Below are 18405 nucleotides of genomic sequence, written 5' to 3'. Positions count from 1 at the left end.
GCTGCCTCCTAACCCAATATTTCTTCAGGCGTCTTGCCTCTTAGCTTTGCAACCTTCTCAACTGTAAGCATTCCCTTAAGACCTTCGAGTGTTGCAAGAGCCATGTTTCCTGTGTTACTTGAGCCAAGTGACTTAGCTCTTACGTCCTGAATACCAGCTGACTCTAGTACTGTTCTTACTGATGAACCAGCGATAACTCCAGTACCCTGTGCAGCTGGCATGATTAGTACTCTGCCTGCTCCAAAGATACCTAGGTTTCTGTGTGGTATCGTTGTTCCTACGATTGGAACATATATTAGTTTCTTCTTAGCATCTTCTGTAGCTTTTCTTACGGCTTCAGGAATTTCCTGCGCTTTTCCGAGTCCTACGCCGACATGACCTGCTTTGTCGCCTACAACAACGGTAACGCTGAATCTCATATTTCTGCCGCCCTTAACAGTCTTAGCAACACGTCTGATATTAACGATGCTTTCTGTTAACTCGAGCTTTGATGCATCAATAGTGTTACGCATTATTTTTCCTCCTCCGTTAGAATTTCAGTCCGCCTTCGCGGGCACCCTCAGCTAGTTCTTTGACTCTGCCGTGATATAGGAATCCGCTTCTGTCAAAAGAAACAACTTCTATACCCTTAGCTACAGCCTTCTTAGCTACTGCTTCACCAACTTTTTTAGCAGCCTCTTTGTTGCCACCATATCCGATTTCAGAAGCAATATCCTTGTCAAGTGAAGATGCTGATACAAGTGTTACCTTGTTAACATCATCAATAATCTGGCAAGAGATATTCTTGTTTGATCTAAAAACGCAAAGTCTTGGTCTTTCAGGAGTTCCGGTTAAATTTTTTCTGACGCGTGCGTGTCTTTTAACACGTCTGTCATTTCTGCTCATCTGTGCCATTCTACTTCACTCCTTTCTTACTTAGAACCTGTCTTGCCTTCTTTACGACGGATAACTTCATCATCGTATCTGATTCCCTTACCCTTATATGGTTCAGGTTCTCTCCACGCTCTGATCTTCGCCGAATAGTTTCCTACAAGACCCTTGTCTATACCTTTAACTACTACTGTAGTAACGTCCTCTGCAATGGTTTCGATGCCATCAGGATCTGTCATTACTACTGGATGAGAGTAGCCAAGATTCATTACCAAATCCTTACCCTTCTTCTCAACCTTGTATCCTACGCCCTTGAAGATAAGCTTCTTCTGGAAGCCCTTTGTAACACCTTCAACCATGTTGTTTACAAGTGCTCTTGCAAGACCGTGCTGTTCTCTGTGACTTCTGTGGTCACTATTTCTTGTGAAGACAACCTCGTTGTCCTTCACTTCGATATTAATATCTGCGCTTAGCTGTTCCTGTAGCTGACCTAGCGGTCCCTTTACAGTGATAACATGATTGTCATCAACCTTAACTTCTACACCGGCTGGGAGTGCAACAGGATTCTTTCCTATTCTTGACATACTGTTTACCTCCTACCAAACATAGCAAATAACTTCGCCGCCAACGCCTAGCTTTCTAGCTTCCTTATCGCTGATGATTCCCTTTGATGTTGAGATGATAGCGATACCGAGTCCGCCAAGAACGCTTGGAACCTCGTTAGCCTTAGCATAAACCTTAAGGCCTGGCTTTGAAATCTTCTTGATTCCGTTGATAACTTTTTCTTTGCCGGCGCCGTACTTCATCTGTACCTTGATTACGCCCTGCTTGTTGTCTTCTATGACTTCGAATCCGCCAATGAATCCTTCGTTTAGTAGAATTTCAGCAATTGATTTCTTCATGTTTGATGCTGGAATTTCAACAGTCGCATGACCTACTGTATTGGCATTTCTGATTCTTGTCAGCATATCCGCGATTGGATCTGTCATTGTCATTACAATATTCTCCTTCCTCTTGCACAGTTTCCCTCTTGGGACTTGTGCATTAGTTCTTGCCTCAGTTTACCAGCTTGCTTTCTTTACGCCAGGAATTTCTCCCTTGTATGCAAGCTCTCTGAAACAAATACGGCATATTCCATATTTCTTCAACACTGAGTGTGGTCTTCCACAGATGTTGCATCTTGTGTAAGCACGTGTTGAATATTTAGGCTTTCTCTGCTGTTTGACTTTAAGAGCTGTCTTAGCCATAATAACCTCCTACTTCTCAAACGGCATTCCGAGAAGTTCAAGAAGCGCTGCAGCTTCCTCATCTGTCTTAGCCGTTGTTGTGAATACGATGTTCATTCCCTTTACAGTTTCAACATCATCATAGTTGATTTCTGGGAATATAAGCTGCTCTTTGATACCCATGGAGTAGTTTCCACGTCCATCAAATGAGTTCTTGCTTACACCCTTAAAGTCTCTTACTCTTGGAAGAGAGATGTTGAAGAACTTATCAGCGAACACGTACATGTTGTCGCCTCTAAGTGTAACCTTTGCTCCAACTGGCATTCCCTGTCTAACCTTGAAGTTCGCGATTGACTTCTTAGCCTTTGTAACAACAGGTCTCTGTCCACTGATTAGGGCTAGCTCCTGGATTGCAGATTCCATAATCTTTGAATTTTCTTTTGCTTCACCAAGTCCCATGTTGATTGTAATCTTTACAAGCTTTGGTACTTCGTTGACATTTGCATAGTTGAACTTATCTTTAAGTGCTGTGAATACATCACTCTTATATGTTTCTCTTAGTCTTGCTGTCATTATGCTCTCCTCCTTTCTTAGTCGATTTCTTTACCAGTTTTTCTGTCGACTCTGACCTTCTTGTCTCCGTCAACCTTATAACCGATCTTTACAGCCTTCTTGGCTTTTGTATCATAGTACATTACATTTGATGCATCGATTGGACCTTCAACGTGTCTAATCTCTGCAGGTGCTGTACGTGTCTGCTTCTGATGCTTTGTCTGTACATTAACGCCTTCAACAACTACGCGGTTCTGCTTAGGAAACACCTTGCTTACCTTGCCTGTCGCGCCCTTGTCTTTACCAGCGATGACAATAACTGTATCATCTTTCTTGATGCGCATTCCAGTCACCTCCTATAGTACTTCTGGTGCTAGAGATACGATCTTCATGAATCCGTTTTCACGAAGCTCTCTAGCTACAGGTCCGAAAATACGCGTTCCAACTGGAGTCTTATCAAGCTTATCTTTGATGATTACAGCTGCATTCTGGTCAAACTTTACATAGCTGCCGTCTGCTCTTCTCGCACCCTTTTTGGTTCTAACTACTACTGCCTTAACAACGTCACCTTTCTTGACAACGCCGCCTGGTGTGGCATCCTTAACAGCGCAAACGATTACGTCTCCGATATTTGCATAACGACGACTTGTTCCGCCTAGGATTCTGATGCACAGTAACTCCTTTGCACCTGAATTATCAGCCACTTTTAATCTTGTTTCTGTCTGAATCATTACTTGGTGCCTCCTTACTTAGCTTTTTCAACAATGTTGACAAGTCTCCATCTCTTATCTCTTGAAAGAGGTCTTGTCTCCATAATTCTTATTCTATCGCCGATGCCAGATTCATTATTCTCATCATGAACCTTGACCTTCTTAGTTCTCTTTACAGACTTGCCATAAAGGGAGTGCTTTACGAGGTCTTCTATCGCAACTACGACAGTTTTATCCATCTTATCGCTGACTACAACGCCAACTTTGGTTTTTCTTCTGTTTCTTTCTGCTGCCATTTTTCAGATCCTCCTTTCCTATGCCTGAGCTTTATCAAGCTCTTTTTCCCTGATTATGGTTTTAACTCTTGCGATGTTTCTCTTAACTTCTCTCATTCTTAGAGGATTTTCTAGCTGTCCGGTGACATGCTGGAACCTAAGATTGAAAAGTTCTTGTTTCATTTTGTCGAGCTCAGCTCTGAGTTCAACATCTGTCATCTCTCTGATTTTATTTAGTTCCATTATGCTTCACCACCCTTTGCTAAACTCTCTTTAGCAACAAATTTTGACTTAACCGGCAGCTTGTGCATTGCAAGTCTCATAGCTTCTCTAGCCTGAGCCTCTGTAACCTCGGCAATTTCAAACATTACTCTGCCTGGCTTAACAACTGCAACCCAGTATTCAGGAGCACCTTTACCGGAACCCATTCGAACTTCTGCTGGTTTCTTTGTTACTGACTTATGTGGGAATATATTAATGTAAACCTTACCACCTCTTTTGATAGATCTTGTCATAGCGATACGAGCAGCCTCTATCTGGTTAGAAGTGATCCAGCCACATTCTGTTGCAACAAGACCGTACTCACCGTAGGCAATCTTATTACCCTTGGTAGCAACGCCCTTCATTCTACCTCTGTGAACTCTTCTATGCTTAACGCGTTTTGGCATTAACATGGCTTAGTTCCTCCTTCCTTCTATTCTTCAGTCTGCGGAGCTTCCTCAACCTGTGGTGCTTCTGCTTCTACTGCAGGAGCTGGCTTTGGTGCTCTAATTCTCTTGTTTGCAGCCTTTGGAATTGATGGCTTTCCATCACGGCTGTTTCTATCGTTTCTTTCACGACGGTTATTGTTCTTGCGACGATCTCCATCTCTTCTGTCGCGTCTGTTACCCTTGCGCTCAGTCTTCTCACGCTTTTCTTCACGAATTGCACTCTGAAGACCCTTGTCTAGGATTTCGCCGTGGTTAATCCAAACCTTAACACCGATCTTACCGTATGTTGTATCTGCTTCAGCAAATCCGTAATCGATGTCAGCTCTGATTGTGTGTAGTGGAACGTTACCCTCTGCGTACTTCTCGCTTCTAGCGATTTCTGCACCACCAAGTCTTCCTGAACAAAGGATCTTAATTCCCTTTGCGTTAGCCTTCATGGTTCTCTGCATAGCCTGCTTCATAGCTCTTCTGAAAGAAACACGTCTCTCTAGTGCCTGAGCAACACTCTCTGCAGTTAGCTGTGCATCAAGCTCAGCTCTTCTTACCTCTACGATAGAGATGTCTACATCCTTACCTACTAGCTTAACAAGTGCAGCCTTGAGTTCGTCGATTCCGCTTCCCTCTCTTCCGATTACCATACCAGGGCGAGCAGTAAGGACAATTACCTTTACCTTATTCTCTGCGGCTCTTTCGATGACAACCTTTGAAACGCCTGCTGCATAAAGCTTTTTCTTTACGAATGATCTGATTTTATTATCTTCAACAAGCATATCAGCAAAGTTTGCTTTGCCGGCATACCATTTTGAATCCCAGTCTTTGATTACGCCCACTCTTAGGCCGTGTGGACTAACTTTCTGACCCATTCATGAACCTCCTATTCTTCGCCTTTTTCCTTTAGAGTTACACTTACATGGCTCGATCTCTTTAGGATCATTGACGCTCTGCCCTGAGCTCCTGCTCTCCATCTCTTCATTGTTGGACCCTGATTGATCTTAATCTCTGCAACATATAGATTGTCGCGGTCCATGTCAAAGTTGTTCTCTGCGTTCGCTGCCGCTGATAGAGCAACCTTCTCGACGATTTCGGAACCCTTGCCAGGAGTGAACTTGAGGATAGTCAATGCCTCGTTCAAGTCTTTGCCTCTTACCAAGTCAGCAACAGGCTTTAGCTTGATAGGAGACATTCTTACATATTTTGCAATTGCTTTTGCTTCCATTTGATTATCTCCTTTTCTTATCTAACCTTAGATGATTTATCTGCGGCATGACCCTTGTATGTTCTTGTCGGAGCAAATTCTCCGAGCTTGTGGCCTACCATGTCTTCTGTGATATATACAGGAACATGTTTTCTGCCGTCGTGTACCGCGATAGTGTGACCTATCATCTGCGGAAATATGGTCGATGATCTTGACCAAGTCTTTAGGACTTTCTTGTCGTTAGCTGCGTTCATAGCCTCGATAGCCTTAAGCAACTTCGGTGCGACGAAAGGGCCTTTTTTGATCGATCTGCTCATTGTCTATGCTCCTTCCTTATTTCTCATTTCTTCTCTTAACGATATACTGGTTAGATGGCTTGTTCTTCTTCCTTGTCTTGTAACCAAGAGTTGGCTTACCCCAAGGAGTAACTGGGCTCTTACGTCCGATTGGCGAACGGCCCTCACCACCACCGTGTGGGTGATCATTAGGGTTCATTACAGATCCTCTTACGTGAGGTCTTCTACCCATATGTCTTACCTTACCAGCCTTACCGATCTGGATGTTAGCGTGATCTTCGTTACCAACTTCGCCGATTGTAGCTCTGCAGTTGATAAGAATCTTTCTAACTTCTCCGGATGGTAGTCTTACCTGTGCGTACTTGTCTTCCTTAGCCATTAGCTGAGCGCCATTTCCTGCTGATCTAGCAATCTGTGCGCCCTTACCAGGCTTCATCTCGATACAGTGGATAACTGTACCTACAGGGATGTTTGCGATTGGAAGTGCATTTCCGACTTTGATATCGGCCTCTGGACCTGAGAAGATCTTGTCTCCTACCTTTAGTCCGCTTGGTGCGATGATGTATCTCTTCTCACCGTCTGCGTATACTATCAAAGCGATGTTTGCAGTTCTGTTAGGGTCGTACTCGATAGTAGCAACTCTTCCTGCGATATCATCCTTGTTTCTCTTAAAATCTATGATTCTGTACTTAGCTTTAGCTCCGCCACCTCTGTGTCTTACAGTAATCTTACCTCTTGAGTTTCTTCCTGCGTGCTTCTTAAGAGCAACTGTAAGTGACTTTTCCGGCTTGGATGCTGTGATTTCCTCAAAAGTTGAAACCGTCATTCCTCTCAAGCCAGGAGAGGTCGGATTATATTTTCTGATTCCCATATTATGCCTACCTCCTATTACAAGCTCTGGAAGAATTCGATTTCTTTGCTATCAGCAGTTAGCGTTACGATTGCCTTCTTATAAGCTGCTCTTCTGCCTTCGGTTCTTCCCATTCTCTTGAGTTTTCCGTCCATGTTCATAACATTGACTTTCTTAACTTCTACACCAAAGATTTCTTCAACTGCCTGCTTAACTTCTGTCTTGTTAGCATCAACAGCAACTTTGAATGTGTATTTCTTGTCCGGTGCAATATCCATGCTTCTCTCTGAGATTACCGGCTTGATTATTACGTCGTATGGAGTTTTCATTATTTATATACCTCCTCGATCTTTGCAACTGCATCCTTTGTTAGAATGAGGCTACCGTGATTTACGATTTCATAAACGTTCATCGTATTTGCTAGAACCGTTCTAACTCCAGGGATGTTTGCAGCAGACTTTACAACATTGTCGTCCTTCTCTGCTGTTACGATAAGTGCCTTCTTGCCAGCCTTGACATTTGATAGCACCTTTACCATCTCTTTTGTCTTTGGTTCGTTCATCTTTAGTTCATCTAGAACGATTAAATCATTGTCAGCAACCTTAGCTGAAAGAACTGACTTGAGAGCCAATCTCTTTAGCTTCTTAGGAACTGCATATCTGTAATCCCTTGGCTTTGGAGCGAATACGATACCGCCTCCGATCTGTGAAGGATCTGTGCTGCTTCCCTGTCTGTGACGTCCTGTTCCCTTCTGTCTGAAAGGCTTTCTGCCGCCGCCTCTGACTTCTGATCTTGTCTTTGCAGACTGTGTGCCCTGTCTCTGGTTTGCTAGGTAGTTAACTACTACTGCATGCACAGCGCTTTCGTTAGGCTCGATAGCGAAGATTTCATCTCTAAGTTCTAGAGTTCCTGCTTCCTTGCCTTCCATGTTGAGCATTGTTACTTTAGCCATTGTGTGCTTCCTCCTTTCCTACGGTCCTATTTGTCCTGACCCTTGACAGCGTAGCGAACTCTTACGAGGCTTCCCTTGCCGCCTGGAACCGCACCCTTGACCAGTAGAAGGTTCCTGTCAGTGTCGATCTTTACTAGTTCGACATTCTGTACTGTAACTGTTTCGCGTCCCATTCTTCCTGGGGATTTATTTCCCTTGAAGACTCTTGACGGATAAGTAGCACCGGCTAAAGCACCAGCCAATCTCTTGTGTTTGGAACCATGAGTCATAGGACCTCTGTGATGTCCATGTCTCTTGATGTTACCCTGTGTACCCTTACCTTTTGATGTTCCGGTAACGTCTACCTTCTTGCCAGCCTCAAAATCAGCAACTGTGATTTCCTGACCTAGCTCGTAGTTCTCACCTTCTTCGATAGCAAACTCTGCAAGATACTTCTTAAGTGGTGAACCACTCTTAGCGAAGTGACCTGTTAGAGGCTTGTTAACTCTATGAGCAAGTGTATCCTCATAGCCAACCTGCACTGCATTGTAGCCATCTGTCTCGACAGTCTTAATCTGAGTTACTACCTCAGGTCCTGCCTGGATAACGGTAACAGGAACAACTTCTCCTGTCTCCGCGAAAATCTGTGTCATGCCGATTTTCTTTCCTAAAATTGTTTTCATATCTTTCCTCCGATTCTTACATTGGACCGCACTTATGTGCGTTCTTCTAAGGGGAGTGTCCCTTACTTGTTAATTGTTACAGCTTGATTTCTACATCAACGCCAGCTGGAAGATCGATTCTTGTAAGTGCATCAGCCGTCTGTGGTGTTGCATTTGTGATTACGATCAAACGCTTGTGTGTTCTCTGCTCAAACTGCTCTCTGCTGTCCTTATACTTGTGAACAGCTCTTAGGATTGTTACAACTTCCTTCTCTGTTGGAAGTGGAATTGGTCCTGATACATCAGCACCTGTTTTCTTTGCTGTCTCTACAAGTTTTGCAGCTGATCTGTCAAGCAAAGCATGATCATATGCTTTTAGCCTGATTCTGATTTTCTGAAGTTCGCTCATTTTTTCCTCCTGTTTTCTTTTGTACTGTTTTCGCTATGCTTGTACAAGGTGTTCTAACGCCGGTTTTTCCAAGGCGTACAATCTTTTTGCTTACTTTATACACGCCTCCGTGCGTTTGTTTAGTTTTTACGCAAATCAAATCGGCGAACGCCTTCGCCCCCTTCTTGAGGGGACATTTCTCAGCAGAAATTACCTGATAGCTCAGCAACTTCCTGCGTCTTCGCCCAAAGCAAGCCATATTATTGTATTATACTTTGATTCAAATTACAAGTCTTTTTTCGAAAAAGTTTTAGCTATTTTTCATTATTTTTCTATAGATCAAATCTTGTATTTTCAACGCTTGTAAGTTTTGATTTATGTCCACGCATATTGGTGTTTGTTACAGTGCATTATTCAGGGTTTAATATATTTTGTTATATCAAAAGCTACTATTAAAGGTATAGCACTCTAAATTATCGTGTGGGTGCAAAAAATCCCTCCATAGGATATGATTGATTTGCAGTCACAATATATCACTATGAAGGTAGGAATTTATCATTCCAAATATTGATTTTACCATACTTATGCTTGATGAATTACACAGCCGGGAATTATCAAGACGTAATTCAAGTTATCTTTGTATATTAGTAGATAACGAAAGACGAACCGTTTGGGATATACTTGATTCAAGAAGCAAAATGACACTTTCGCTATTCTTCTCCAAGATTCCTAGGGAAGAAAGAACAAAGGTGAAATATGTTACTATTGATATGTGGGAACCGTATAAAGATGTCGCAAGAACATACTTTCCTAACCGCGTAGTAGCTGTAGATCCTTTCCATGTCATAAAGCACCTTACCCAAGGTTTTGAACGTCTTAGAATAGACTTAATGAACATGTCACCATATGGTTCAAATGCATATTATCTGCTTAAGAAATGGAGCCATCTTCTTACAAAAGATAGTGTATACCTTGATAATGACAAGGTATACAATTCACGCTTCAAATGCAAACTTAACAGAAGGGACTTAAGAGAAATGATATTCAAGACTTTTCCTTAATTATCTAAAGCATATAGCCTTAAAGAGCTTTATCGAAATATGAATAAAGACTGCTCATATGATGAAGCTATTAATGTTTATGATGATATGCTTAAAGCCTTTAAAACATCCGGAATTAGGCAGTTTAATGAGTTTACAGAGATACTCATTAACTGGAGAGAGAAAATCCTAAACTCATATCTTAGACCGTATGATGACAGAAAACTATCTAACTCATTCACTGAAAATGTTAACGGAAAACTGCGTACTTACCTATCAGTATCGAGAGGAATTAGCAATTTTACACGCTTTAGAAAGAGAGTTATCTATTCCCTTTCACGAGATGTTCAATATGCACTAAACGATAGTCTACATAGTGATAGTGTTCCTAAAAGAAAAAGAGGTACATACAAGAAAATTAGAGAATGAGCATTCAAAAAGCACTTCAAGCTCAAATACTCGAAGTGCTATTGATTTTATTGGTACTCACACGATAATTTAAAGTACCAATAATTATTCTAAGTTACTTTTTCTATTGACTGTCCTTAAGAAATAAATGATTTACTTTATATGCAATATCCCAAAATAAAAATCTGTAAGTCAGGATGTAGCATAAAATAATCGGAACCATATACTCAAAGCTAAAATATTCATACTTATTAAAAACATAATAGAAAGTTATTAATAGTAGCGAGCTAAATGAATCTATAGAATTAAAAAGCCCTACTTTATTATAAATATCTTTAGCTTTTCTTATGTTGAATACATCTTTTAACTCATCCGATAAAAAACCTTTTAATATTGCAAATCCCACAACATATGAAATGTACAATAAAAATGCACTAATATTCATTAGATATGACACTACACATACTATTATAGTGAATAAAACTAACATTCCATGCATGCCTCTATCAATTATGGTATATAGACATTTCTAGACCACGACACGACTGGAATATCTTTACCAACGGGAACTGTTTTTAGATGATTTTTTACAGCCCAAGCAACAATACCTCCAACGGAAGCAGAAAGCGCTGCTGCTACGCCTGCTGCCCATGGGCCTGCTTTAGCAAGTTCCTTTAAATGCCACCCTACAAAACCTGCCGCAAAAGCACCAGCCGGAACTGCTGCCATCGACCTTACTTTTGGACCTAATTTTAAATATATACCTACAAAACCAAATGGCTGAATAGATGGAGTGTCTGTATCACTAACAACAGTAGCATCCTCACTAATAACCAAACTAGAATCTAATTGTTCAGCAAAACTATTCAATTCATCAGAAGTGAATGATGTCATTATTTCTGCATCTTTTTCAGATATTCCTAAAGAAATAAGCTCAGACTTAGTAGCAGTGAAATGTATATCACCATTGCTATCTTTTGTAAAATAATGACTGATATCTGAAGAAAGTCCATTCTGAACTTTTGCTTGGTATGAATTTGAACTTTTCATATCTGCTGCAAATACACTGGAAGATGATATGAATATCATACAACACACCAATAACATTGATATTATCTTTTTCATTCTATTGCCTCCTATCGTAATCAAGTTTCTAAATTCATAAATCATTTAAATCTACATAGTATGGTAGCAAAACGCTGGAATTTTTTAAATTCTTTATTATCTTGCTTTTTTATAAAAGTGCATTGATATAAATATCTCCATTTCTATACCTTTGAGGATTGATATAATTCATAAATTTTCACCTCCTTATATACTTATATAATTTTATATTTTAGATTTTGAATACTGTTTCAGCTAGTATTAAGCTAATTATTACAACATGTACGCCTATACATACCCGTACTATCTAAATCAAAAATTGCATACATACAAGTTCCTATAAGCAGTAGCTATTTCATTAACTACTTTTAGCGATGGCGTTTCATCACCCACCTCTATTAAACTTATATACTGCCTTGTAATGCTTATATTTTCTACAAGTTTTGCTTGTGTAATATTTTTCATTTTCCTAACTTCTCTAATTCTATTTCTCTTCTCATTAGTCATCTCTAACTCTATTTAATTGTAGTATAACTTATTCGAAAGACTTTTACAAGTATATATTGCCGAATTTATTTTATTTTTTTCTCTATTCCCGTATATCCTAAATTTTGGAATATCTACTTTTATTCATATTTTTCCGCGATTAAGGAAATAGTATGATATAATATTTTGTATCAATGAGATTATCTGTTATGAAGTGTAAAATAACCTTACAGGAACGCTTAAAAGATTTAAGAGTTGCTCATAATTTGAATTTAGAGGAATTAGCTAAACTAACAGGTATTTCAAAATCTGCTTTAGGTAACTATGAAAATGATGATTATAAAGAAATCAATCATGGTAATTCAGTTACACTTACACAGTTTTATAATGTTTCTACCGACTATTTACTTTGTCTTACAGAAAATAAATGTACTCTAAATTATCGTGTAGGTGCAAAAAATCCCTCCATATGATATTATTCATTTGCAGTTACAATATATCACTATAGAGCTATTATTGTATGTAACAATAAAAAATTATTGTTTTTAAGCCATTTATGCAAATAAAAGAGGCTATCCTGCATTTGCAAGATAGCCCTTCTATTAAGCTATTGGTTGAATTTCTCTTCTATTTCCTTTGCGACATCATCTGCTCCGTGGCAATGACTACAAGAACATCCGTCACCACCTCCGCACCCTGAACAGGTGCTCTCGCCTCTGAGCTGTTTTCTGATATTTCTTACCACAACTCGTCCGCTAAAGAAAACGATGACGGCGAGTATTCCAATCGCAATTGTATATCCTAAATATGGAGACATATCTCACCATCCTTTCTTCTACCAATACTCGGTAGAAATTTATTTTGCGTCTGCAGCCTCAACTGCAGTAACTGACTTGCTTGAGTGTTCTGGCTCTGCGCCCTTTCTCACTAGCAGGTATACTATACCCGCAATTAACACTAGTGAAACTATAGGACCTACTCCGAAACCGGACTCTCCAGTTATGACACCACCAATATTGTATGCGATTAGAGATATGCAATATGCCCATCCAGTTAGCCATCCGATTGCAGCCCATGTCCATTTACCATTACCCATCTCACGCTTGATAGCACCGATAGCAGCAAAGCAAGGAGCGCATAGTAAGTTAAATACTAGGAATGCCATTCCAGCAGGACCACTATAATCCTTTGCTACATTTGCCCAAATCTGTTCACCATTATCTCCGAGTGCTTCCTTAGAGTCGTCGTAGTTATATAGCACACCAAATGTACCTACAACCTGTTCCTTAGCAACAAGACCTGTTACTGTAGCAACAGTTGGTTTCCATGATCCAAATCCTAGAGGTCTGAATATAGGTGCAACTGTATCACCAACGCTTGCAAGAAGCGATGCGTCCATAGGGTTAACCTCATCTAGGCTTATATGTCTCTTCTGAGCTAGTTCCTTCTGGTATTCAGCTGTTGCAACATCCTTGTCCTCGAACAAAGTGGCAACCTTACCGAACTTACCATTTACAAATCCGTAGCTCGTTAAGAACCATAGGATTATTGAAGCAATAAGGATAACTGATCCAGCTCTCTTAATAAATGAAAATGCACGATCAAATGCAGTACGAAGAATGTTCTTAACCGATGTGATGTGATAAGCTGGAAGCTCCATTACAAACGGTGCTGCATCTCCTGCAAAAGCCTTGAATTTCTTTAAAATTATAGCTGATAGTATAATTGATACTATTCCAATGAAGTAAGCTGATACAGCAACATAAGCTGAGCCATTGAATATAGCACCTGCGATAAGCGCTATCATAGGAAGCTTTGCTCCGCAAGGCATGAAGGTTGCAGTCATAACTGTTAGCTTACGGTCTCTTTCCTGCTCGATTGTACGTGAAGCCATAACGCCCGGTACACCGCAGCCTGTTGCAACCATGTAAGGGATAAAGCTCTTTCCTGAGAGTCCGAAGTGGCGGAAGATTCTATCCATAACGAAGGCTACACGAGACATGTATCCGATATCCTCAAGTATTGAGAGGAATAGGAACAGAACGAACATCTGCGGAATGAAGCCTAATACAGCTCCAACACCTGCGACGATTCCGTCATTTACTAGACCGAAGATCCAGCTTTTGTCTGAGATGCCAAGAGCTCCAAACAATGCTTCAAGGCCCTTAGGAACCCACTCCGCAAAGATTACATCGTTGGCATAGTCTGTCATCTTCTTACCAATTGAGATTTTCCAATCACCCATTGATATAGCATAGACAAAGAACATTATCAGAACAAATATAGGCAGACCAAAGATTCTGCTTGTAACGACCTTATCAATCTTATCAGATGTGGTCATATTGTCCTTTGTTCTAATCTTATGAACCGAATCTGCTGTTATATTTGCAATGTATGAATATCTTTCATTTGTGATGATGCTCTCTGAATCATCATCCTCAGCTGTCTCACATGCCACAGTAATCTGCTCGATTTCATCAGCCTTATCGCCAAGTGAAATAGACTCCATAACCTTAGGGTCTCTCTCGAAGATCTTGATTGCATACCAGCGCTCTAGCTCTTCAGGTACGATTCCCTTGATGTCAGCTTTAATCTTAGCAATAGTTTCTTCTATTGCATCAGCAAAGTTTCCATCCACGTTAACCAGCTTATGCGCTTCAGCAGCTTTAATTGCTAGCTCTGCAGCTTCCTTGTGACCCTCTCCCTTAAGAGCACTGATTTCAATAACAGGGCAGCCTATGCTCTTACTGAGTGCATCTACATCAATAGTGTCACCGTTCTTACGAACAAGGTCTATCATGTTGACAGCGATAACTACAGGAATACCAAGCTCAAGTAGCTGTGTCGTCAAATATAGGTTTCTCTCAATATTTGTACCATCAACGATGTTCAAAATCGCATCAGGTCTCTGTGTTACGAGATATTCTCTCGAAACAACCTCCTCCAATGTATATGGAGAAAGCGAATATATACCTGGAAGGTCCTGAATAACAACATCCTTGTTACCCTTATATCTACCTTCCTTCCTCTCTACTGTAACGCCTGGCCAGTTGCCGACGTACTGGTTTGCTCCAGTTAAAGCATTAAAAAGCGTTGTTTTACCACAGTTAGGGTTTCCAGCTAACGCAATTGTAATTGCCATTATTTACTCCTTTCGATTAAAAGTTTTGTCCTAGAATTATTCTTCTACTTCTATCATTGCAGCATCTGCTTTGCGAATAGAAAGCTCATAGTTTCTTATGTTGAGCTCCATTGGATCGCCTAAAGGAGCTAGCTTTCTAACGTAGATTTCTACTCCCTTTGTAATGCCCATGTCCATGATTCTTCTTTTAACTGAACCCTCACCATGAAGCTTTATTACCTTTGCGGTTTCGCCAACTGGTACATCGCGTAAAGTTCTCATAATTTCCCTCCTTAAATTAAAGCGGATTTACCACTATTTTATTTGCCATTTCCTTAGTGATTGCTAGTTTGGAATCCTTAACTTTAACAATTAAGTTTCCGCTCTGTGCCTGTATAATATCAATCTGAGTTCCCTCTACAAAACCCAAATCAGCCAGTCTCTGTTTGACCGCTGGCGCACCACCGACCCTTACTACTACCACAGTTTTTCCTGTCTCTACCATACTTAGTGGCATATTACTCACCTCCACGATCTCTAAAATCCATTTTTTCGTTTACATCTTAGTTTATACTAACTAACTAGTATTTGTCAATGCTAACTAATACACAAAATTTAAGGACCTCTAGCAATTTTTTTTAACTTAACCGAGGTCCTTTTTATTAAAATTTAGTTTGCATTAGAAGAGTTTTGATTCTACAGATTTAACCACATATTCCTTGTCTTCTACAGCCTTCTTCAGAATATCATCGGAAACTTCCTTTGATAGCTTAACAACAGCTACACCCTTTTTGTGGTTAACATCTGCGTTCTTAACGCCATCCACTTCCTCCAAAGCCTTCTTTACAGTAGCTTCGCAGTGACCGCACATCATTCCTTCAATTTCCATCTTCTTTTTCATTTCACTTTCCTCCTCAATGAAATCGTTTGTATTATTGAATTTTATTTTTTTATCCTTTGAAGCGCTATGCACATCAAAGAGGTTTAATCTTAGCGCATTTGATACAACACAGAAACTTGATAGGCTCATTGCTAGTGCACCGAACATCGGGTTCATTGTCCATCCTGTCAAATGAATCCACGCACCTGCCGCAAGCGGAATTCCTATTACATTATATATGAAAGCCCAGAATAGATTTTCATGTATGTTCCTTAATGTCGCCCTCGAAAGTCTTATAGCTGCAGAAACATCGCTGAGCTTACTGTTCATCAAAACCACATCGGCTGCATCTATAGCTATATCCGTTCCTGCACCAATGGCGATTCCCATATCTGCCCTCGTCAAAGCTGGAGCGTCATTGATCCCGTCTCCAACCATCACGACCTTGCCTCTTTTCTTTAGATTTGATATAACTTCTTCTTTGCCGTCAGGCTTAACACCAGCGATTACATTTTTGATGCCTGCCTGTTTTGCAATGGATTCTGCGACTAGCTGATTGTCGCCAGTAAGCATAACAACCTCAATTCCCATGTTATCGAGTTCTTTGATAGCCTGAGCGCTTTCCTCCTTAATCGGATCTGCCACAGCTATGACACCTGCTAACCTTCCGTTCTCACAGAAGTATAGAGCAGTTTTTCCTTCCTTTGATAGCTCGTCTATTCGTTTTGCAAAGTCTTCGTTTATATCCGCGTATTTCTCTATAAAATCACGATTTCCACCTGCGAGCTCTATTTCTCCTAACTTTCCTTTGAGGCCGTTTCCGGCAACCGCAGCAAAGCCTGTCAGTTCGCTTGACGAGAGATCCACACCCTTGCCTTGCACATAGTCAGTGACCGCCTTTGCTAGAGGATGCTCGCTGTATTTTTCCAAGCTTCCTGCGATTTTGATGAGCCTCTCTTCATCAAATCCATCTGCAACAACAATATCCTTTACCTTAGGATTCCCTTCGGTTATGGTTCCAGTCTTATCTAAAACTACATATTGAGCTTTTCCTGTTTCTTCAAGAGACACCGCAGTCTTAAATAGTATTCCGTTTCTGGCCCCGACACCGTTTCCGACCATGATACTAACTGGTGTTGCAAGTCCAAGCGCACAAGGACAGCTGATTACAAGAACCGCTATTCCTCTAGCTAGCGCAAAGCCAGGTTCTCTTCCGACTAAAAGCCATATTACCATAGTTACAAGTGATATTGCGATTACAGCAGGCACGAATACTCCTGAGACTTTATCTGCAATTTTTGCAATTGGAGCTTTTGTAGCTGCAGCATCGCTGACCATACTGATTATCTTTGATAGCGTTGTGTCTTTTCCTACCCTAGTTGCTCTACACTTTATGTATCCTGCTTGATTTACAGTTGCTGCAGAGACCTGATCTCCAACCGTCTTATCCACTGGAATGCTTTCTCCTGTCAAAGCAGATTCGTCCACAGAGCTTTCGCCCTCTTCGACAAATCCGTCAACTGGGATGCTAGCTCCAGGCTTAACAACAAAGATATCTCCTATTTTAACTTGTTCAATAGGAACTTCCTTTTCCTCGCCATTCTCAAATAGTATCGCTGTCTTTGGTGCAAGCTTCATTATGCCTTTTAGGGCGTCGGTAGTTTTTCCTTTTGATCTTGCCTCTAGCATCTTTCCTACAGTGATTAAAGTCACTATCATAGCGGCCGATTCAAAATAGAATTCGTGCATATATGCTTCGACTTGAGCAGTATCTCCGGCAAGCTGTGCGCCTGTCATCGCAAGAAGTACATAGCTGCTCCAAGCAAATGAAGCCCCTGAGCCAAGCGCTACGAGCGTATCCATATTAGGCGCTCCATGAATAAAGGACTTAAAACCACTTACGAAGAACTTTTGATTTATGACCATGATGATTCCCGAAAGAAACATCTGCACTATTCCCATAGCTACATGGTTTCCATCCATAAATCCTGGAAGTGGAAAGCCCCACATCATATGTCCCATAGATACATACATCAAAACTAATAAAAATCCGAGCGATGAAATCAGCCTTTTTTTGAGCACTGGAGTTTCATGATCTTCGAGAATGCTCTCATTTACACCTGACTGAATAGCAGACTGAGCATCTTCTTCGTCTGCTACTTGAAGCTTTGCTCCATATCCCGCATCTTCTACAGCCTTTATTATCTCAGCGCTGGATGCACTTCCATCAACACCCATTGTGTTGGTCAAAAGGCTGACAGCACAATTATCCACACCCGGCAGCTTTGATACAGCCTTTTCCACTCGAGCCTGACACGCAGCACAGCTCATTCCCGTTACTATATATTTTTCCATAGCCTATACCTAGCTCCTTCCTACATTACCTCATCATCTTCTGTAAGGTATTAACGAGTTCATCTACGACCTCGTCCTTACCATCTCTTATATCATCAACCACACAGCTTTTTATGTGATTGCTAAGAAGCACTCTGCTGAAACTGTTTAGCGCAGCCGCAGTTGCACTTGCCTGAACAAGAATATCTGGGCAGTATGCATCGCTTTCTATCATGGATTTGAGACCACGAATTTGACCCTCTATCCGGCTCAAGCGATTTATCAAATCCTTATATTCTTTTTCATCCCTATGCTTTGTTTTATGACAACACGTCTTGCATACCTTGTTACAATCAGTCATCTTCTT

The 18405-nt window shown here is 40.8% G+C and carries 30 protein-coding genes and 1 pseudogene; 3 read left to right on the top strand and 28 right to left on the bottom strand.

All coding sequences use genetic code 11. The features are described 5' to 3' along the window. Positions 1-8: 8 nt before the first annotated feature. The 19 genes from ADJ67_01400 to ADJ67_01310 form a co-directional block, all read right to left on the bottom strand. On the bottom strand, positions 9-512 hold the full coding sequence (locus tag ADJ67_01400; GenBank protein ID AKT46490.1) for a 30S ribosomal protein S5: 504 nt from the start codon (positions 510-512) through the stop codon (positions 9-11). A 16-nt stretch (positions 513-528) separates the two neighbouring features. Beyond that, positions 529-894, bottom strand: coding sequence for a 50S ribosomal protein L18 (locus ADJ67_01395; protein AKT46489.1), 366 nt, complete (start codon positions 892-894; stop codon positions 529-531). Between the two features lie 17 nt (positions 895-911). Next, entirely contained in the window at positions 912-1454 is a 543-nt protein-coding gene (locus ADJ67_01390) for a 50S ribosomal protein L6 (protein AKT46488.1), read from the bottom strand. Positions 1455-1466: 12 nt separating this feature from the next. Then, entirely contained in the window at positions 1467-1865 is a 399-nt protein-coding gene (locus ADJ67_01385) for a 30S ribosomal protein S8 (GenBank protein ID AKT46487.1), read from the bottom strand. 66 nt (positions 1866-1931) lie between these two features. Continuing rightward, positions 1932-2117, bottom strand: a complete 186-nt coding sequence (gene rpsN / locus ADJ67_01380; protein ID AKT46486.1) for a 30S ribosomal protein S14 — start codon at positions 2115-2117, stop codon at positions 1932-1934. Positions 2118-2126: 9 nt separating this feature from the next. Next, a complete protein-coding gene (locus ADJ67_01375) occupies positions 2127-2669 on the bottom strand; it encodes a 50S ribosomal protein L5 (GenBank protein AKT46485.1) in 543 nt (180 codons plus the stop codon). A 17-nt stretch (positions 2670-2686) separates the two neighbouring features. Further along, on the bottom strand, positions 2687-2992 hold the full coding sequence (locus ADJ67_01370; protein AKT46484.1) for a 50S ribosomal protein L24: 306 nt from the start codon (positions 2990-2992) through the stop codon (positions 2687-2689). A 12-nt stretch (positions 2993-3004) separates the two neighbouring features. Then, entirely contained in the window at positions 3005-3379 is a 375-nt protein-coding gene (locus ADJ67_01365) for a 50S ribosomal protein L14 (GenBank protein ID AKT46483.1), read from the bottom strand. 14 nt (positions 3380-3393) lie between these two features. Continuing rightward, positions 3394-3654, bottom strand: a complete 261-nt coding sequence (locus tag ADJ67_01360; protein AKT46482.1) for a 30S ribosomal protein S17 — start codon at positions 3652-3654, stop codon at positions 3394-3396. Between the two features lie 18 nt (positions 3655-3672). After that, a complete protein-coding gene (locus tag ADJ67_01355; GenBank protein AKT46481.1) occupies positions 3673-3876 on the bottom strand; it encodes a 50S ribosomal protein L29 in 204 nt (67 codons plus the stop codon). Then, positions 3876-4307 carry a 50S ribosomal protein L16 gene (locus tag ADJ67_01350; GenBank protein AKT46480.1) on the bottom strand — a complete coding sequence of 144 codons (432 nt, stop codon included), beginning with the start codon at positions 4305-4307 and terminating at the stop codon, positions 3876-3878. Before ADJ67_01350 ends, ADJ67_01355 begins: the two co-directional genes overlap by 1 nt. A 20-nt stretch (positions 4308-4327) precedes the next feature. Beyond that, positions 4328-5206 (bottom strand): 30S ribosomal protein S3, encoded by an 879-nt coding sequence (locus ADJ67_01345; protein AKT46479.1) that lies wholly within the window; start codon positions 5204-5206, stop codon positions 4328-4330. 11 nt (positions 5207-5217) lie between these two features. Continuing rightward, positions 5218-5559: a 50S ribosomal protein L22 gene (locus ADJ67_01340; protein AKT46478.1), complete on the bottom strand. Its 342-nt coding sequence runs from the start codon at positions 5557-5559 to the stop codon at positions 5218-5220. A gap of 17 nt (positions 5560-5576) precedes the next feature. Further along, positions 5577-5855, bottom strand: a complete 279-nt coding sequence (locus tag ADJ67_01335) for a 30S ribosomal protein S19 (GenBank protein AKT46477.1) — start codon at positions 5853-5855, stop codon at positions 5577-5579. A gap of 16 nt (positions 5856-5871) precedes the next feature. Then, a complete protein-coding gene (gene rplB, locus ADJ67_01330) occupies positions 5872-6705 on the bottom strand; it encodes a 50S ribosomal protein L2 (GenBank protein ID AKT46476.1) in 834 nt (277 codons plus the stop codon). A 17-nt stretch (positions 6706-6722) separates the two neighbouring features. After that, a complete protein-coding gene (locus ADJ67_01325; GenBank protein ID AKT46475.1) occupies positions 6723-7013 on the bottom strand; it encodes a 50S ribosomal protein L23 in 291 nt (96 codons plus the stop codon). After that, positions 7013-7636 (bottom strand): 50S ribosomal protein L4, encoded by a 624-nt coding sequence (locus ADJ67_01320; protein ID AKT46474.1) that lies wholly within the window; start codon positions 7634-7636, stop codon positions 7013-7015. The genes ADJ67_01325 and ADJ67_01320 overlap by 1 nt, the downstream gene beginning before the upstream one ends. Before the next feature lie 26 nt (positions 7637-7662). Next, positions 7663-8298: a 50S ribosomal protein L3 gene (locus tag ADJ67_01315; protein ID AKT46473.1), complete on the bottom strand. Its 636-nt coding sequence runs from the start codon at positions 8296-8298 to the stop codon at positions 7663-7665. A 76-nt stretch (positions 8299-8374) separates the two neighbouring features. After that, positions 8375-8686, bottom strand: a complete 312-nt coding sequence (locus ADJ67_01310; GenBank protein AKT46472.1) for a 30S ribosomal protein S10 — start codon at positions 8684-8686, stop codon at positions 8375-8377. A 677-nt stretch (positions 8687-9363) separates the two neighbouring features. On the opposite strand from ADJ67_01310, the gene ADJ67_01305 reads away from it, so the two are divergent. Together ADJ67_01305 and ADJ67_01300 are read left to right on the top strand one after the other, a co-directional pair. Continuing rightward, on the top strand, positions 9364-9726 hold the full coding sequence (locus ADJ67_01305) for a hypothetical protein (GenBank protein AKT46471.1): 363 nt from the start codon (positions 9364-9366) through the stop codon (positions 9724-9726). A 39-nt stretch (positions 9727-9765) separates the two neighbouring features. Then, positions 9766-10134 (top strand): hypothetical protein, encoded by a 369-nt coding sequence (locus ADJ67_01300; GenBank protein ID AKT46470.1) that lies wholly within the window; start codon positions 9766-9768, stop codon positions 10132-10134. A gap of 103 nt (positions 10135-10237) precedes the next feature. Here the strand turns inward: ADJ67_01300 and ADJ67_01295 are convergent, their stop codons facing one another. From ADJ67_01295 to ADJ67_01285, 3 genes and pseudogenes are all read right to left on the bottom strand, one after another. Beyond that, positions 10238-10603, bottom strand: a complete 366-nt coding sequence (locus tag ADJ67_01295) for a hypothetical protein (protein AKT46469.1) — start codon at positions 10601-10603, stop codon at positions 10238-10240. A gap of 20 nt (positions 10604-10623) precedes the next feature. Beyond that, positions 10624-10968, bottom strand: a pseudogene (locus ADJ67_01290) (hypothetical protein). 561 nt (positions 10969-11529) lie between these two features. Further along, entirely contained in the window at positions 11530-11724 is a 195-nt protein-coding gene (locus tag ADJ67_01285) for a hypothetical protein (protein AKT46468.1), read from the bottom strand. Between the two features lie 188 nt (positions 11725-11912). Between ADJ67_01285 and ADJ67_01280 the strand changes: the two genes are divergently transcribed. Continuing rightward, complete coding sequence (locus ADJ67_01280) at positions 11913-12176, top strand: hypothetical protein (GenBank protein ID AKT46467.1); 264 nt, start codon at positions 11913-11915, stop codon at positions 12174-12176. 134 nt (positions 12177-12310) lie between these two features. Here the strand turns inward: ADJ67_01280 and ADJ67_01275 are convergent, their stop codons facing one another. The 6 genes from ADJ67_01275 to ADJ67_01250 all read right to left on the bottom strand — a co-directional run bounded on the left by ADJ67_01275 (position 12311) and on the right by ADJ67_01250 (position 18399). Beyond that, entirely contained in the window at positions 12311-12520 is a 210-nt protein-coding gene (locus ADJ67_01275; GenBank protein ID AKT46466.1) for a hypothetical protein, read from the bottom strand. A 39-nt stretch (positions 12521-12559) separates the two neighbouring features. After that, a complete protein-coding gene (locus ADJ67_01270; GenBank protein AKT46465.1) occupies positions 12560-14845 on the bottom strand; it encodes an iron transporter FeoB in 2286 nt (761 codons plus the stop codon). A gap of 36 nt (positions 14846-14881) precedes the next feature. After that, a complete protein-coding gene (locus tag ADJ67_01265) occupies positions 14882-15106 on the bottom strand; it encodes an iron transporter FeoA (GenBank protein ID AKT46464.1) in 225 nt (74 codons plus the stop codon). A gap of 16 nt (positions 15107-15122) precedes the next feature. Further along, positions 15123-15341 (bottom strand): FeoA family protein, encoded by a 219-nt coding sequence (locus ADJ67_01260; protein ID AKT46463.1) that lies wholly within the window; start codon positions 15339-15341, stop codon positions 15123-15125. Positions 15342-15503: 162 nt separating this feature from the next. Beyond that, positions 15504-18059 carry a Cu2+-exporting ATPase gene (locus ADJ67_01255; protein ID AKT46462.1) on the bottom strand — a complete coding sequence of 852 codons (2556 nt, stop codon included), beginning with the start codon at positions 18057-18059 and terminating at the stop codon, positions 15504-15506. Between the two features lie 25 nt (positions 18060-18084). Next, positions 18085-18399: a CsoR family transcriptional regulator gene (locus ADJ67_01250; protein AKT46461.1), complete on the bottom strand. Its 315-nt coding sequence runs from the start codon at positions 18397-18399 to the stop codon at positions 18085-18087. Positions 18400-18405 lie beyond the last annotated feature (6 nt).

Source organism: Eubacterium sulci ATCC 35585 (assembly GCA_001189495.1).
Lineage (GTDB): Bacteria > Bacillota > Clostridia > Peptostreptococcales > Anaerovoracaceae > Eubacterium_B > Eubacterium_B sulci.
This window is presented reverse-complemented; position numbering and strand designations above follow the sequence as displayed.

What these genes read in the sequence shown, in the direction of transcription:
- ADJ67_01400 (AKT46490.1), bottom strand. Translation starts at nt 512, where the DNA reads ATGCGTAACACTATTGATGCATCAAAGCTCGAGTTAACAGAAAGCATC.
- ADJ67_01395 (AKT46489.1), bottom strand. Translation starts at nt 894, where the DNA reads ATGGCACAGATGAGCAGAAATGACAGACGTGTTAAAAGACACGCACGC.
- ADJ67_01390 (AKT46488.1), bottom strand. Translation starts at nt 1,454, where the DNA reads ATGTCAAGAATAGGAAAGAATCCTGTTGCACTCCCAGCCGGTGTAGAA.
- ADJ67_01385 (AKT46487.1), bottom strand. Translation starts at nt 1,865, where the DNA reads ATGACAATGACAGATCCAATCGCGGATATGCTGACAAGAATCAGAAAT.
- rpsN (AKT46486.1), bottom strand. Translation starts at nt 2,117, where the DNA reads ATGGCTAAGACAGCTCTTAAAGTCAAACAGCAGAGAAAGCCTAAATAT.
- ADJ67_01375 (AKT46485.1), bottom strand. Translation starts at nt 2,669, where the DNA reads ATGACAGCAAGACTAAGAGAAACATATAAGAGTGATGTATTCACAGCA.
- ADJ67_01370 (AKT46484.1), bottom strand. Translation starts at nt 2,992, where the DNA reads ATGCGCATCAAGAAAGATGATACAGTTATTGTCATCGCTGGTAAAGAC.
- ADJ67_01365 (AKT46483.1), bottom strand. Translation starts at nt 3,379, where the DNA reads ATGATTCAGACAGAAACAAGATTAAAAGTGGCTGATAATTCAGGTGCA.
- ADJ67_01360 (AKT46482.1), bottom strand. Translation starts at nt 3,654, where the DNA reads ATGGCAGCAGAAAGAAACAGAAGAAAAACCAAAGTTGGCGTTGTAGTC.
- ADJ67_01355 (AKT46481.1), bottom strand. Translation starts at nt 3,876, where the DNA reads ATGGAACTAAATAAAATCAGAGAGATGACAGATGTTGAACTCAGAGCT.
- ADJ67_01350 (AKT46480.1), bottom strand. Translation starts at nt 4,307, where the DNA reads ATGTTAATGCCAAAACGCGTTAAGCATAGAAGAGTTCACAGAGGTAGA.
- ADJ67_01345 (AKT46479.1), bottom strand. Translation starts at nt 5,206, where the DNA reads ATGGGTCAGAAAGTTAGTCCACACGGCCTAAGAGTGGGCGTAATCAAA.
- ADJ67_01340 (AKT46478.1), bottom strand. Translation starts at nt 5,559, where the DNA reads ATGGAAGCAAAAGCAATTGCAAAATATGTAAGAATGTCTCCTATCAAG.
- ADJ67_01335 (AKT46477.1), bottom strand. Translation starts at nt 5,855, where the DNA reads ATGAGCAGATCGATCAAAAAAGGCCCTTTCGTCGCACCGAAGTTGCTT.
- rplB (AKT46476.1), bottom strand. Translation starts at nt 6,705, where the DNA reads ATGGGAATCAGAAAATATAATCCGACCTCTCCTGGCTTGAGAGGAATG.
- ADJ67_01325 (AKT46475.1), bottom strand. Translation starts at nt 7,013, where the DNA reads ATGAAAACTCCATACGACGTAATAATCAAGCCGGTAATCTCAGAGAGA.
- ADJ67_01320 (AKT46474.1), bottom strand. Translation starts at nt 7,636, where the DNA reads ATGGCTAAAGTAACAATGCTCAACATGGAAGGCAAGGAAGCAGGAACT.
- ADJ67_01315 (AKT46473.1), bottom strand. Translation starts at nt 8,298, where the DNA reads ATGAAAACAATTTTAGGAAAGAAAATCGGCATGACACAGATTTTCGCG.
- ADJ67_01310 (AKT46472.1), bottom strand. Translation starts at nt 8,686, where the DNA reads ATGAGCGAACTTCAGAAAATCAGAATCAGGCTAAAAGCATATGATCAT.
- ADJ67_01305 (AKT46471.1), top strand. Translation starts at nt 9,364, where the DNA reads ATGACACTTTCGCTATTCTTCTCCAAGATTCCTAGGGAAGAAAGAACA.
- ADJ67_01300 (AKT46470.1), top strand. Translation starts at nt 9,766, where the DNA reads ATGAATAAAGACTGCTCATATGATGAAGCTATTAATGTTTATGATGAT.
- ADJ67_01295 (AKT46469.1), bottom strand. Translation starts at nt 10,603, where the DNA reads ATGTTAGTTTTATTCACTATAATAGTATGTGTAGTGTCATATCTAATG.
- ADJ67_01285 (AKT46468.1), bottom strand. Translation starts at nt 11,724, where the DNA reads ATGACTAATGAGAAGAGAAATAGAATTAGAGAAGTTAGGAAAATGAAA.
- ADJ67_01280 (AKT46467.1), top strand. Translation starts at nt 11,913, where the DNA reads ATGAAGTGTAAAATAACCTTACAGGAACGCTTAAAAGATTTAAGAGTT.
- ADJ67_01275 (AKT46466.1), bottom strand. Translation starts at nt 12,520, where the DNA reads ATGTCTCCATATTTAGGATATACAATTGCGATTGGAATACTCGCCGTC.
- ADJ67_01270 (AKT46465.1), bottom strand. Translation starts at nt 14,845, where the DNA reads ATGGCAATTACAATTGCGTTAGCTGGAAACCCTAACTGTGGTAAAACA.
- ADJ67_01265 (AKT46464.1), bottom strand. Translation starts at nt 15,106, where the DNA reads ATGAGAACTTTACGCGATGTACCAGTTGGCGAAACCGCAAAGGTAATA.
- ADJ67_01260 (AKT46463.1), bottom strand. Translation starts at nt 15,341, where the DNA reads ATGCCACTAAGTATGGTAGAGACAGGAAAAACTGTGGTAGTAGTAAGG.
- ADJ67_01255 (AKT46462.1), bottom strand. Translation starts at nt 18,059, where the DNA reads ATGGAAAAATATATAGTAACGGGAATGAGCTGTGCTGCGTGTCAGGCT.
- ADJ67_01250 (AKT46461.1), bottom strand. Translation starts at nt 18,399, where the DNA reads ATGACTGATTGTAACAAGGTATGCAAGACGTGTTGTCATAAAACAAAG.